Source organism: Streptomyces sp. DH-12 (assembly GCF_002899455.1).
Taxonomy (GTDB): Bacteria; Actinomycetota; Actinomycetes; order Streptomycetales; family Streptomycetaceae; genus Streptomyces.
Window position 1 is genome coordinate 2322196 of record NZ_PPFB01000001.1, and the last position, 13997, is coordinate 2336192.

The 13997-nt window shown below is 72.4% G+C and carries 10 protein-coding genes; 2 read left to right on the forward strand and 8 right to left on the reverse strand.

All coding sequences use genetic code 11. The annotated features are described in order from the left end of the window. Positions 1 to 16: 16 nt before the first annotated feature. Complete coding sequence (locus tag C1708_RS09180) at positions 17 to 2140, reverse strand: ATP-binding protein (protein ID WP_106412198.1); 2124 nt, start codon at positions 2138 to 2140, stop codon at positions 17 to 19. 277 nt (positions 2141 to 2417) lie between these two features. On the opposite strand from C1708_RS09180, the gene gabT reads away from it, so the two are divergent. After that, positions 2418 to 3752 (forward strand): 4-aminobutyrate--2-oxoglutarate transaminase, encoded by a 1335-nt coding sequence (gene gabT, locus C1708_RS09185; RefSeq protein WP_106412199.1) that lies wholly within the window; start codon positions 2418 to 2420, stop codon positions 3750 to 3752. 441 nt (positions 3753 to 4193) lie between these two features. Then, entirely contained in the window at positions 4194 to 4829 is a 636-nt protein-coding gene (locus C1708_RS09190; RefSeq protein WP_106412200.1) for a phosphatase PAP2 family protein, read from the forward strand. Here C1708_RS09190 and C1708_RS09195 read toward each other — a convergent pair. The 7 genes from C1708_RS09195 to C1708_RS09225 all read right to left on the reverse strand — a co-directional run bounded on the left by C1708_RS09195 (position 4768) and on the right by C1708_RS09225 (position 13892). Next, positions 4768 to 6579: a chitinase gene (locus C1708_RS09195; RefSeq protein WP_106412201.1), complete on the reverse strand. Its 1812-nt coding sequence runs from the start codon at positions 6577 to 6579 to the stop codon at positions 4768 to 4770. The two genes, C1708_RS09190 and C1708_RS09195, sit on opposite strands and share 62 nt — an antisense overlap. 119 nt (positions 6580 to 6698) lie before the next feature. Beyond that, entirely contained in the window at positions 6699 to 8117 is a 1419-nt protein-coding gene (locus tag C1708_RS09200; protein WP_106412202.1) for an NAD(P)/FAD-dependent oxidoreductase, read from the reverse strand. A 38-nt stretch (positions 8118 to 8155) separates the two neighbouring features. Beyond that, positions 8156 to 8956: an ABC transporter permease gene (locus C1708_RS09205; RefSeq protein WP_106412203.1), complete on the reverse strand. Its 801-nt coding sequence runs from the start codon at positions 8954 to 8956 to the stop codon at positions 8156 to 8158. Continuing rightward, a complete protein-coding gene (locus C1708_RS09210) occupies positions 8957 to 9886 on the reverse strand; it encodes an ABC transporter permease (protein WP_106412204.1) in 930 nt (309 codons plus the stop codon). It abuts the gene before it with no gap. Beyond that, positions 9886 to 11055: an ABC transporter ATP-binding protein gene (locus C1708_RS09215; RefSeq protein ID WP_106412205.1), complete on the reverse strand. Its 1170-nt coding sequence runs from the start codon at positions 11053 to 11055 to the stop codon at positions 9886 to 9888. Before C1708_RS09215 ends, C1708_RS09210 begins: the two co-directional genes overlap by 1 nt. A gap of 4 nt (positions 11056 to 11059) precedes the next feature. Then, a complete protein-coding gene (locus tag C1708_RS09220; protein ID WP_106412206.1) occupies positions 11060 to 12307 on the reverse strand; it encodes a polyamine ABC transporter substrate-binding protein in 1248 nt (415 codons plus the stop codon). A 49-nt stretch (positions 12308 to 12356) separates the two neighbouring features. Continuing rightward, positions 12357 to 13892 carry a gamma-aminobutyraldehyde dehydrogenase gene (locus C1708_RS09225; protein ID WP_106412207.1) on the reverse strand — a complete coding sequence of 512 codons (1536 nt, stop codon included), beginning with the start codon at positions 13890 to 13892 and terminating at the stop codon, positions 12357 to 12359. Between the last annotated feature and the right edge of the window lie 105 nt (positions 13893 to 13997).

The following is a 13997-nucleotide window of genomic DNA, read 5'->3' on the forward strand; positions in this document are numbered from 1 at the left end:
CGGCGGCCGGGACCGCTCACTCCCGCAGGTCCACCAGCAGCGGAGGCGCGTGCTCCCCCTTCACGTTCGTCAGCGACAGCACCGCGTGCCCCGCGGGCACCGCGTGCGCCAGCTCGGACGCCGACCAGCGCTCGCGTTCGACCTGGCGCACGGTGACCGCCCGCGCGGTGGGCGCCTTGCCGGTGATCGCCCGCCGCAGCGCGTGCACCGCCTTGCCCATCGGGCTGTCGGCGATGATCTGCCGGTCGGTGACGTCCCGCGCCTCGGTCCACTCCTTGCCCCACACCTCGGCGAAGTCCTGCCCGTCCCACGGGGTCACGCCGGACAGCGCCATGCGGCAGCCGGTCGCCCCGAGCAGCGGGCCGCGCAGCGGACGGGGCACGTCGTCCAGGGTGCGCAGGGTGAGCAGCACGCCGGCGTTGGCCGACCGCAGCCGCTGGATGCCGCGCACGGACTCGGGGGTGATCACACCGGTGGCGTCGTCCAGCACCAGGCAGGCGAACAGGGAGCGGTCCTCACGGACCGTGACGCTCGCCGTGAACTGGGCGAGGACCAGCCGCGCCAGCATCCGCGAGGCGTCGGCGTGGCCCCGCTCGGGCAGGTCCACGCGCACCCGGACGGGGTGGTCGAGCGCCTTGAGGGAGAACGGCCGGGACTGCCCCGAGGTGTCGAAGAAGCCGGAGAAGGCGGGCCGGTCCAGCAGCGCCACCCGGTCGGCGAGGATCCCGGCCACGTCACCGGGGTGGCCCATCTGCCGTTCCCGGGCGTCGAGTTCGCGCAGCAGCGACTCCCGGCCCGCGTCCTGGAGGCCCTGGCGCAGGGCGGCCAGGGGGCCGGGGGCGCCGTCGAGCAGCTGCCGCAGCTCCGGCACCGACGGGAAGCGGCCGTGCACCGCGCGGAACGGCCCGAGGAGCTGGGCGAGGACGGTGGTGGAGCGGCGGGTGTCGCTGCCCGGATGCGGGTCCGCGAGGTCGCCGACCAGCGCCTCGGCGAGCACGGCCGCCGCCTCGTCGGGGTCGGTGGTGCCGCCGTACAGGTCGAGGTCGTAGACGGAGTCGGGGCTGCCGATGCGGACGACGACGTCGTAGGCGTCGGACGGGCCGAGGCCCGCGCCGGCCGCGCCGACCACCACCACGGCGGTCCGTCCGGCGAGCGCCTGGAGGCACAGCGACTCGGCGACCGGCCGGACCACACCGCCGGTCTTGCCGGAGCCGGCCGGTCCGACCGCGAGCATCGAGGTCCCCAGCAGCTCCGGGCCGAGGGCGAGTCCGGCGCCGCGGTAGGCGTAGGGGTTGCGCGGGTCGTCGGCGGTGGTGCCGAGCCGCACCTGGCCGGTGAGCAGGTCGTGGCGGGCCTGCCGGACGGACAGGTCGCGGGCGCCGGACGGGTGCGGGCAGGCGGCGGCGCCGTCCTTCAGCACGGCCCCGGTGAAGGTGGCGAGGCTGTGCCGGCCGGTGCGCACGCCCTGCCAGGCGCGGGCGATGCGGGCGTGGTCGACGTCCCGCATCAGCCCGGCCCGGGCGTCGGAGGCGAGCCGCTCGGCGGCGTCGACGGCCCCGGCGGCGCGCAGCGCGGGCCAGGCGGCCGGGTCCTCCTCGGGGGCGGGCGGGGGCTCGTCCCGTCCGCCGGTGCGGCGCCAGGCGGGCGGGCCGTAGCGGCGCCAGATCTCGCCCCAGCGGCCGAGCCGGCCCACGCCGACCATGATGACCCCGGCGATGAGCACGTAGTAGGCGTAGACGACCACGACGGCGGCGAAGCTGTGCGGCTCGGCCCAGGAGTCGGGGATCATCGCGTACAGCGGCAGCAGCCACCAGCCGCCGAGGTAGCCGTTCCACAGCAGCGACCAGATCAGCCAGCCGACGAGGAACGCGATCAGCGCGCCGCTGAACAGCTGGCGGCCGGGGACGGTCTCCGGCTCCTCCTCGGGGCGGGGCCGGTGGCCGAACCGCCAGATGCCGGGAGGCGTCTCGGGGCGCGCGGTGCGCAGCCACGCGAGGAACGCGGAGCCGTCCGGGGGCGGCGGCACGCCCGGCGCGTGCGCGGGGCGCGGTGGCGCCGCCGGTACCTGAGGTGGTCCCGCCGGGCGCGGCACGGGGCCGGCCTGCGTGCCCCGCGCGTCCTGGGTACCCTCGCTGTCCATCGCCCCTGCCCCCTGAGCAGCCGCCTCGTCCGCCTACAGACACGCCAATCTAACGCCCCGACAGGCGCCGTCCACCGATGGCACGGCCGGGGTCCGGGTTCGGCCGGATCGTCCCGCCGCGCCGCGTCGGCACGGCCGGTCCCCGGCGGGTATGTCCATCACGGACAACCCGGACCACCGGACAACGCCCACATGGAGCATGCCCAGCCTTCTCCCCCCGCCCTAGCCTGCGGGAAAAGAAGCCACGAGCGTCCGTTACACCCCCCAGGAGCCCCGCATGACCGCACTTCCGCAGGAGCGCCGCGTCGTCACCGCCATCCCCGGCCCGAAGTCGCAGGAGCTGCAGGCCCGCCGTACCGCCGCGGTCGCGCAGGGCGTGGGCTCCGTGCTGCCCGTGTTCACCACGCGGGCCGGCGGCGGCATCATCGAGGACGTCGACGGCAACCGTCTGATCGACTTCGGCTCAGGCATCGCCGTGACCTCCGTCGGCGCGTCCGCCGAGGCCGTCGTCCGCCGCGCCTCCGCCCAGCTGGCCGACTTCACCCACACCTGTTTCATGGTGACGCCGTACGAGGGCTACGTGGCCGTGGCCGAGGCGCTCGCCGAGCTGACGCCGGGCGACCACGCGAAGAAGTCCGCGCTGTTCAACAGCGGCGCCGAGGCCGTCGAGAACGCCGTGAAGATCGCCCGCGCGTACACGAAGCGGCAGGCGGTCGTCGTCTTCGACCACGGCTACCACGGCCGCACCAACCTCACCATGGCGCTGACCGCGAAGAACATGCCGTACAAGCACGGCTTCGGTCCGTTCGCGCCCGAGGTGTACCGCGTGCCGGTCGCCTACGGATACCGCTGGCCGACCGGCCCGGAGAACGCGGGCCCGGAGGCCGCCGCCCAGGCCATCGACCAGATGTCCAAGCAGGTCGGCGCGGAGAACATCGCGGCGATCATCATCGAGCCGGTGCTCGGCGAGGGCGGCTTCATCGAGCCCGCCAAGGGCTTCCTGCCGGCGATCAGCGCGTTCGCGAAGGACAACGGCATCGTCTTCGTCGCCGACGAGATCCAGTCGGGCTTCTGCCGCACCGGCCAGTGGTTCGCCTGCGAGGACGAGGGCATCGTCCCGGACCTGATCACCACGGCCAAGGGCATCGCGGGCGGTCTGCCGCTGGCCGCGGTCACCGGCCGCGCGGAGATCATGGACGCCGCGCACTCCGGCGGCCTGGGCGGCACCTACGGCGGGAACCCGGTGGCCTGCGCGGGTGCGCTCGGCGCCATCGAGACGATGAAGGAACTGGACCTCAACGCCAGGGCGAAGCGCATCGAGGAGGTCATGAAGGGCCGCCTCACCGCCATGGCGGAGAAGTTCGACGTCATCGGCGACGTCCGGGGCCGCGGCGCGATGATCGCCGTCGAGCTGGTCAAGGACCGCGCCACCAAGGAGCCGGCCCCGGAGACGACGGCCGCGCTGGCGAAGGCCTGCCACCAGGAGGGCCTGCTGGTCCTGACCTGTGGCACCTACGGCAACGTGCTGCGCTTCCTGCCGCCGCTGGTCATCGGCGAGGACCTGCTGAACGAGGGCCTCGACATCATCGAGCAGGCCCTCGCCCGCGTCTGATCCGGCATCGGGGCAGGTGGACCGCCCGGCCCCCTGCCCCGCCGTCCGGATCCGGACGGCGGCAGAGCGTGTGAAGAACGTGTGCGGGGTGGATGACAGGATGCCGTGGGCCCTGTCGCCGGGCCACCCCCTGCCGTAGGTTTCTTCCCGGATGAGAGATACACCCCCGCCCACAGGGGACTGTGGGCGGCTCAGGCCGAGGCCTCCCCAGCTTCGACCTGGTCGTGCCCTCGCGCACACAGCCGGGGCCCGCGGGCCCCGGGTCTCCTCAGGATCGGACGGTCGCCCGCCCCAGACCCCCCGGGGCGCGCGGCGTTCCGATCCGGACGGCCGTCCGGGCACCGGACACGGCAAGCCGTTCCCCGGAGGGCCGGCGCACACCCCCCCTTTGCGCCGGCCCTCCGGTGCGCCCGCACCCTCCCGCCTGCGAAGCTGTCCCGCATGCTGCTGCTGGTCGTGCCGTTCCTCCTCTTCCTGCTGATCACCTGGCAGGTCCTCGCCGACGGCCCGCTCCTCGACCTGGACGAGCGCCTGAGCGACGCGCTGGTACGCCCCGACCGGGCCTCCGAACTCCTCGCCGACCTCGGCGACGTCGAGGTCGCCGTGCCCGTCCTGGCGCTCGCGCTGGCCGTGACGGCGTGGCGGCTGCGCGCCACAGGTATGGACCGCTGGTGGCTCCCGCCCGCCGCCGGGGCGGCGGCCATGATCCTGGTCCCCGTCCTGGTCGCCCCGCTGAAGGCCTGGACCGACCGCCCCGGCACCCCCGCCGTCCCCCCGGCGACCGGCTACTACCCCTCCGGCCACACCGCCACGGCGACGGTCGCGTACGGCGCGGCGACCCTGCTGCTCCTCCCGCTGCTCGGGTCGCCGGCCGTACGGCGAGGACTGGTCGCGCTGTGCGGCGTCCTGGTCCTGGGCGCCTCGTACGGGCTGGTGCGCCGGGGGTACCACTGGCCGCTGGACGTGGTGGGGAGCTGGTGCCTCGGCGCGATGCTGCTGACCGGCGTGGTGCTGGTCAGCCGAAGTAGCCGTCGAACGTCCGCTGGAACTCCCAGCCGCCGAAGCGGTCCCAGTTGATCGACCAGGTCATCAGGCCGCGCAGGGCCGGCCAGGTGCCGTGGGGGGTGTAGGAGCCGCAGTCGGTGCCTTTCGTCAGGCAGTCGAGGGTCTTGACGACCTCGGCCGGGGACACGTGGCCGTTGCCCGCGTGGACGGTGGCCGGCATGCCGATGGCGACCTGGTCGGGGCGCAGCGGCGGGAAGACGTTGTTCGCGTCGCCGGCGACCGGGAAGCCGGTGAGCAGCATGTCGGTCATGGCGATGTGGAAGCCGGCGCCGCCCATGGAGTGGTACTGGCCGTCCAGGCCCATGATCGGGCCGGAGTTGTAGTCCTGGACGTGCAGCAGGGTGAGGTCGTCGCGCAGGGCGTGGATGACCGGGAGGTAGGCGCCCGCGCGCGGGTCCTGCCCGCCCCAGGGGCCGCTGCCGTAGAACTGGTGGCCGAGCTGGACGAAGAAGGTCTCCGGGGCCATGGTCAGGACGAAGTCGTCGCCGTAGCGGGCCTTGAGGGTCCTCAGGGCCGAGATCAGGTTGACGATCACCGGGGTCCTCGGGTTCCTGAAGTCGGTGTCGCCGGTGTCCAGGGAGAGGGAGTGACCCTCGAAGTCGATGTCCAGGCCGTCGAGTCCGTACTCGTCGATGATCTTCGAGACGGAGGAGACGAAGGTGTCGCGGGCGGCGGTCGTCGTCAGCCGGACCTGGCCGTTCTGGCCGCCGATGGAGATCAGCACCTTCTTGCCCGCCGCCTGCTTGGCCCTGATCGCCGCCTTGAACTCGGCGTCGCTCTCCACACCCGGGCACTCCGCCGCCGGGCAGCGCTCGAAGCGGATGTCGCCGGAGGTGACGGAGGTGGGTTCGCCGAAGGCCAGGTCGATGACGTCCCAGCTGTCGGGCACGTCGGCGAGGCGGGTGTAGCCGGAGCCGTTGGCGAAGCTCGCGTGGAGGTAGCCGACCAGGGCGTGGTCCGGGAGGCCGGAGTCGCCGCCGGAGTCGGGCGTGGTGGTCGTCGCGGTGACGGTCGCCGAACGGGCCGACTCCCCCGCGTCGTTGAGGGCGGCGACCTGGAAGGCGTACGCCGTCGAGGGCGACAGGCCGGTGACGGTCGTGGAGGTGCCGGTGACGGTGCGGACCTTGGCGCCGTCGCGGTAGACGGCGTAGGAGGTGGCGCCCGCGGCCGGTGACCAGGACAGGGAGACGCTGGTGGCGGTCGCTCCGGACGCCGTGAGGCCGGTGGGCGGGGCGGGCGGCCGGCCGGTCTCGCCGCCGGGACCGGTGAGGGTGATGTCGTCGGCGTGGTAGGCGCCGGTGCCGTACCAGCCGTGGGTGTAGATCGTGACCCGGGTGGTGGAGGGGCCGGTGCGGAAGGTGGTCGTGAGCTTCTGCCAGTCGGGGGCGGACTGGGTCCAGGCGGAGACGTCGGTGGTGCCGGTGCCGCTCGCGCCGAGGTGGACGTAGGCGCCGCGGACGTAGCCGGAGAGGGTGTACGAGGAGTCGGGTTTCACCGTGACGGTCTGGGCGCAGCGGGCGTTGTCCGACCCGGCCGGGGTGGCCTTCAGGGCGGAGGCGCCGCTGCGGACGGGTGAGGTGACGGTGGTGCCGGCCGGGCAGGACCAGCCGTCGAGGCCGGTCTCGAAGCCGCCGTTGCGGGCGAGGTCGGCGTCGGCCGCGCGGGCGGCCGGCGTCAGGGCGGTGACGCCGGCCGCGGCGAGCGCGGTGGCGGTGAGCAGGGCGGCGAGGGGGCGGCGGGCGTGGGGTCTGGCGCGGTCCACAAGGGCCTCCGGGCAGGGGGGAGTTGGAGGGGTGGAGCGCGCTCAATTTGGTCCAGACCAATCCCCCTGTCAAGCCCCCGCGCAGGCCCCGCTCGTGCCCGGCGCAGCCCGCCCGCCGCTCAGCTGTCGAAGCCCAGTCCCAGCCGGTCCATCGTCCGCAGCCACAGGTTGCGCCGCCCCTGACGGGCGTCCGCCCTGGCCAGCGACCACTTGGTGAGGGCGATGCCGGTCCAGGCGAACGGCTCCGGCGGGAACGGCAGCGGCTTGCTGCGCACCATCTCCAGCTCCGTGCGCTCGGTCCGCTCCCCCGCCAGCAGGTCCAGCATCACCTCCGCCCCGAACCGCGTCGCGCCGACACCGAGCCCGGTGTAGCCCGCCGCGTACGCGACCCGGCCCGCGTGGGCGGTGCCGAAGAACGCCGAGAAGCGGGAGCAGGTGTCGATCGCGCCGCCCCAGGCGTGGGTGAAGCGCACCCCCTCGAGCTGCGGGAAGCAGGTGAAGAAGTGACCCGCGAGCTTGGCGTACGTCTCCGGCCGGTCGTCGTGCTCGGCGCGCACCCGGCCGCCGTACGGGTAGACCGCGTCGTAGCCGCCCCACAGGATCCGGTTGTCGCGGGAGAGCCGGAAGTAGTGGAACTGGTTGGCGCTGTCGCCGAGTCCCTGGCGGTTCCTCCAGCCGAGGGAGGCGAGCTGCTCGTCGCTGAGCGGCTCGGTCATCAGGGCGTAGTCGTAGACCGGGACGGTGTAGGGGCGGACCCGGCGCACCAGGCTGGGGAAGACGTTGGTGCCGAGCGCGACCCGGTGGGCGCGGATCGCTCCGTACGGGGTGCGGACGGACATGCCGGCGCCGTACTGCCGGAGGGTGAGGGCGGGGGTGTGCTCGTACACGCGCACCCCGAGGTCGAGGCAGGCGCGCTTGAGGCCCCAGGCCAGGCGTGCCGGGTCGAGCAGGGCGACGCCCCGGCGGTCGTGGAGCCCGGCCACGAAGGTGGGCGAGTCGACCTGCTCGCGGACCGCGTCGGCGTCCAGGAACTCGATGCCGTCGGCGAGGCCGCGCGCGCTGATCTCGTCGTACCAGGCGCGCAGTTCCTCCGCCTGGTACGGCTCGGTGGCGACGTCGATCTCGCCGGTGCGTTCGAAGTCGCAGTCGATGGAGTGGCGGGCGACCGTCTCCTCGATGGCGTCGAGGTTGCGGGCGCCCAGCCGCTCCAGGGTGTGGATCTCGCCGGGCCAGCGGGCGAGCCCGTTGGCCAGTCCGTGGGTGAGGGAGGCGGCGCAGAACCCGCCGTTGCGGCCGGAGGCGGCCCAGCCCACCTCGCGGCCCTCCACCAGCACCACGTCCCGTGAGGGGTCGCGCTCCTTGGCGATCAACGCGGTCCACAGTCCGCTGTAGCCGCCGCCCACGACCAGCAGGTCGCAGGTGACGCGGCCGGTCAGGGCCGGCTCGGGGCCGGGGCGGCCGGGGTCGTCCAGCCAGTAGGAGACCGGCCGGGCCTCGGAGAGGGACTGCGTCCAACGGCTCATGGCGCTCGAGGCCATGATCTCAACTCCCTACTGCGGACTGGGGTGCTCGGTCGCTATGCCTTCTGCCGTCTGCGGCGGTTGCCGACCGCCATGGAGACCAGCACCAGCAGCACGGCGACCACGAACATGGCCGTGCCGATGACGTTGATCTGGACGGGCGTGCCGCGCTGTGCGGAGCCCCAGACGAACATCGGGAAGGTGACGGTCGAACCGGCGTTGAAGTTGGTGATGATGAAGTCGTCGAAGGACAGGGCGAAGGCGAGCAGCGCGCCCGCCGCGATGCCGGGGGCGGCGATCGGCAGGGTGACCCGCAGGAACGTCTGCACCGGGCCGGCGTAGAGGTCCTGCGCGGCCTGTTCCAGGCGTGGGTCCATCGACATCACGCGCGCCTTCACGGCGACCACGACGAAACTGAGGCAGAACATGATGTGGGCGATCAGGACCGTCCAGAAGCCCAGCTCCGCCCCCATGTTGAGGAAGAGGGTGAGCAGCGAGGCCGCCATCACCACCTCGGGCATCGCCATCGGCAGGAAGATCAGCGAGTTGACCGCGCCGCGGGCGCGGAAGCGGTAGCGCACCAGCGCGAACGCGATCATCGTGCCGAGCAGCGTGGCGCCGAGCGTGGCCCAGAAGGCGATCTGCAGGCTGAGGCCGAGGGACTCGCACAGCCCCGAGACCCCGCACGGGTCCCGCCACGCGTCGGTGGAGAACTCCTGCCACTGGTAGTTGAAGCGTCCCTTCGGCCGGTTGAGGGAGAACACCGTGACGACGACGTTCGGCAGCAGGAGGTAGGCGAGCGTCAGCAGGCCCGCGATGACGACCAGGTTGCGCCTGAACCACTTGACGAAGGCCATTTAAACCAGATCCTCCGTGCCGGACTTGCGGATGTGGACCGTGACCACGGCGAGGACCGCGGCCATCAGGATGAACGAGAGCGCCGCGGCCGTCGGGTAGTCCAGGATCCGCAGGAACTGCGACTGGATGACGTTGCCGGCCATCCGGGTGTCGGTGGAGCCGAGCAGGTCCGCGTTGATGTAGTCGCCGGACGCCGGGATGAAGGTCAGCAGCGTGCCGGAGACCACGCCCGGCATCGACAGCGGGAAGGTGACCTTGCGGAAGGTGGTCGACGGCTCGGCGTACAGGTCGCCGGCGGCCTCGTGCAGCCGGGGGTCGATCCGCTCCAGCGAGGTGTACAGCGGAAGGATCATGAACGGCAGGAAGTTGTACGTCAGACCGCACACCACCGCGAGCGGGGTGGCGAGCACGCGGTCGCCGGCGGTCCAGCCGAGGAACGCCGTGACGTCCAGGACGTGCAGCGCGTCGAGGGCGCCGACCACCGGGCCGCCGTCGGCGAGGATCGTCTTCCAGGCGAGGGTGCGGATCAGGAAGCTGGTGAAGAACGGCGCGATCACCAGGATCATGATCAGGTTGCGCCAGCGGCCCGCCCGGAAGGCGATCAGGTACGCCAGCGGGTAGCCGAGCAGCAGGCACAGCACGGTCGCGGAGGCCGCGTAGAGCACCGAGCGGACGAACTGCGGCCAGTACTCGGACAGCGCGTCCCAGTAGGTGGCGAAGTGCCAGGTGACCTCGTAGCCCTCCTCCAGGGAGCCCGTCTGCACGGACGTGGAGGCCTGGTAGATCACCGGCAGCGCGAAGAACACGACGAGCCAGAGCAGGCCGGGCAGCAGGAGCAGGTACGGTGTCCGGCGCCCGCGTTTGCGCGGCGGTTTCTTCTCGGGGGCGACGGGCGCCGGCGTCGGCGGCGCCTCGGTGACCGTGGCCATCAGGCGACCTCTTCCTCGACCGTCTCGACGCCCGCGTCGATGTCCTGGGCGGCGTCCAGGCCGAAGGTGTGCGCCGGGTTCCAGTGCAGGACGACCTCGGCGCCGGGCGCGAGCCGCGGGTCCCGGTCGACGTTCTGCACGTAGACCTCGAAGTCGGAGCAGACCGGGCTGTCGACGACGAACTGCGTGGAGACGCCGATGAAGCTGGACTCGGTGATCCGGCCGGTGATCCGGTTGCGGCCCTCGGGTATCCCGCCGGCGTCGTCGGCGTGCGTGAGGGAGATCTTCTCCGGGCGCACCCCGGCGAGGATCCTGCCGCCCGTGGTGGTGGGCGCGCTGGTGCGGGCCCGGTGCAGCACCAGCTTGCCGCCGCCCGCCTTGAGCACGATGTCGTCGCCGGACGTGGCGTCCACCTCGGCCTCGATGAAGTTCGACGTGCCGAGGAAGTTGGCGACGAAGGTGGTGCGCGGGTTCTCGTACAGGTCGGCGGGGGCGCCGAGCTGCTCGACCCGGCCGGCGTTCATCACCGCGACGCAGTCGGCCATGGTCATGGCCTCCTCCTGGTCGTGGGTGACGTGCACGAAGGTGATGCCGACCTCGGTCTGGATGCGCTTGAGCTCCAGCTGCATCTGGCGGCGCAGCTTCAGGTCGAGGGCGCCGAGCGGCTCGTCGAGGAGCAGCACCCTGGGGTGGTTGATCAGCGCGCGGGCGACCGCGACGCGCTGCTGCTGGCCGCCGGAGAGCTGGTGCGGCTTCTTGCGCGCCTGCTCACCGAGCTGGACCAGCTCCAGCATCTCCTCGACCTGCTTCTTCACGCTCTTGATGCCGCGCCGGCGCAGGCCGAAGGCGACGTTCTCGTAGATGTCGAGGTGCGGGAAGAGGGCGTAGGACTGGAAGACCGTGTTCACCGGCCGCTTGTACGGCGGCAGCGCGGTGACGTCCTGGTCGCCGAGGTGGACGGTGCCCGCGGTGGGCTCCTCCAGGCCGGCGATCATGCGCAGGGTGGTGGTCTTGCCGCAGCCGGACGCGCCGAGCAGGGCGAAGAAGGAGCCCTCCGGGACGGTCAGGTCGAGCGGGTGCACGGCCGTGAAGTCGCCGTAGGTCTTGCTGATCCCGGTGAGGCGGACGTCACCGCCGCCGGCCGTGGTGGTCTCTTCGGTGGTCTTCATCTCGTCACGCCCCCGTGAGCTTCGCGAACTTGCCTTCGAACGCCGTCTCTTCCTCGGAGCTCAGCGAGCGGAAGGCACGGGACTTGGCCTGCATGGCGCCGTCGGGGAGGATCAGCGGGTTGTTCGCCGCGTCCTCGTCGAGCTTCGCGAGCTCCTCCTTCACCCCGTCGACCGGACAGACGAAGTTGATGTAGGCGGCGAGCCGGGCGGCCGGCCGCGGCTCGAAGTAGTAGTCGATCAGGCGCTCGGCGTTCGTCTTGTGCCGGGCCTTGCCGGGGATCAGCATGTTGTCGCTGGAGAGCATGTAACCGCTGTCCGGGATGACGAAGCCGATGTCCGGGTTGTCCGCCTGGAGCTGGACGACGTCACCGGCCCACGCGACGCACGCGGCGAGGTCGCCCTTGGTGAGGTCCGAGGTGTAGTCGTTGCCGGTGAAGCGGCGGATCTGCCCCTTGTCGACGGCCTTCTGCAGCCGGGCGAGGGCCGCGTCGTAGTCGTCGGCGCTGAAGGACCGCGGGTCCTTGTCCATGTCCAGCAGCGCCATGCCCATGGTGTCCCGCATCTCGGTGAGCAGCCCGACCCGGCCCTTGAGCTTCGGGTTGTCCAGCAGGTCGGAGAGGGTCTTCACCTCGACGCCGTCGAGCGCCTTCTTGTTGTACGCGATGACGGTCGCGATGCCCTGCCAGGGGTACGAGTAGGCGCGGCCCGGGTCCCAGTCGGGGGTCCGGTACGACGGGGCCAGGTTGGCGAAGGCGTGCGGGAGGTTCGACGCGTCGAGCTTCTGCACCCAGCCGAGGCGGATCAGACGGGCGGCCAGCCAGTCGGTGAGGACGATGATGTCGCGGCCGGTGTCCTGGCCCGCGGCGAGCTGCGGCTTGATCTTGCCGAAGAACTCGGTGTTGTCGTTGATGTCCTCGGTGTACGTGACCTTGATGCCGGTGCGCTTCGTGAACGCCTCCAGCGTGGGGTGCCTGCGCCCGCTGTCGTCGGTGTCCATGTACTCGGTCCAGTTGGAGAAGGCCACGGTCCTCTCCTTCGCCGAGTGGTCCTCCGCGGAGACGCCGCCCTCGGTGTTTCCCGCCGGGGGGATGCCGCAGGCGCTCAGCGCGCCCAGGCCGCCGGCCGCGAGCGCGCCGCCCGCCGAGGCGCGCAGCAGGGAACGGCGGGTGAGGGCAGCCCTGCCGTTGCGGAGACTGCGCCGTATCGCGGCCTGCTGGACCGGCGAGAGGCGGTCGGGCTCGTACTGCTCCATGCGCGTGGTGCCCTTTCGGGAAGTGGCCGCGGGTCGGGCGGCCTGGCTGCTATCGGTCCCCGAAGACGGTGCGGTGCCAGTCCTTGCGGACCACCGCCGTGTTGTCGAACATGACGTGCTTGATCTGGGTGTACTCCTCGAAGGAGTACGCGGACATGTCCTTGCCGAAGCCGGACGCCCGGTAGCCGCCGTGCGGCATCTCGCTGACGATCGGGATGTGGTCGTTGATCCACACGCATCCCGCCTTGATCTCGCGGGTGGCCCGGCCCGTGCGGTACACGTCACGGCTCCAGGCGGAGGCGGCGAGCCCGTACGGGGTGTCGTTGGCGAGCGCGATGCCCTCGTCGTCGGTGTCGAAGGGCAGGACGACCAGCACCGGTCCGAAGATCTCCGACTGCACGACCTCGCTGTCCTGCGCGGCGTCGGCGATCAGCGTGGGGCGATAGTACGCGCCGCCGGCCAGCTCGCCCAGGGGTGTCTCCCCGCCGGTCACCACGCGCGCGTAGGCACGCGCGCGGTCGACGAAGCCGGCCACCCGGTCGCGCTGGGCGTGGGAGACCAGCGGGCCGAGGTCGGTGCCGGGGGCAAAGGGGTCGCCCAGCCGGACGGTCTCCATCAGCGCGGCGGTGCGCTCCACGAAGGCGTCGTACAGCGGTCGCTGCACGTACGCGCGCGTGGCGGCGGTGCAGTCCTGGCCGGTGTTGATGAGCGCGCCCGCGACGGCGCCGTGGACGGCCGCGTCGAGGTCGGCGTCGTCGAAGACCACGAAGGGCGCCTTGCCGCCCAGCTCCAGGTGGAGGCGCTTGACGGTGGCGGTGGCGATCTCGGCGACCCGCTTGCCGACGGCGGTGGAGCCGGTGAAGGAGGTCATGGCCACGTCGGGGTGGCCGACCAGGCGCTCGCCGGCCTCCTTGCCGGTGCCGGTGACGATGTTGACGACGCCGTCCGGGATGCCGGCGTCGGTCGCGGCCTGCGCGAAGAGCAGCGAGGTCAGCGGGGTGAGCTCGGCGGGCTTCAGGACGACGGTGTTGCCCGCGGCGATCGCCGGGAGTATCTTCCACGCGGCCATCTGCAGCGGGTAGTTCCAGGGGGCGATGGATCCCACGACGCCGATGGGCTCGCGGCGGACGTAGGAGGTGTGGTCGCCCGAGTACTCGCCGGCCGACCGGCCCGCGAGGTGGCGGGCGGCGCCGGCGAAGAAGGCGATGTTGTCGATCGTGCCCGGCACGTCGAACTCACGGCTCAGCTTCAGCGGCTTGCCGCACTGCAGCGACTCGGCGCGGGCGAAGTCCTCCGCCCGCTCGGCGACCACGGCGGCGAACCGGTGCAGGGCGTCGGAGCGCTCGCCGGGGGTGGCGCCGGCCCAGCCGGGGAACGCCTCCCGGGCGGCGGCGACGGCCGCGTCGACGTCGTCGGGCCCGGCGAGGCCGTAGGTGTACGCCTGCGCGCCGGTGGCCGGGTCGACCACGGAGTGGGTCCGTCCCGAGGTGCCCTCGGCGAGACGGCCGGCAATGAACTGCGCGCCGTCCGCGAACCGTTCACGGGCCGGGAATCGTTCCTGCGTGGTGCTGCCGGGGTTGTGCATGTCGCTCTCCTCCGTGTCCCCGAGGGGGGCGGCGTGGCTCCAGCTCGATGTGAGTGCCGATCCTGACAGAGCAGAGGCACTCCAACAAGTGATTCCGTTGTTGCC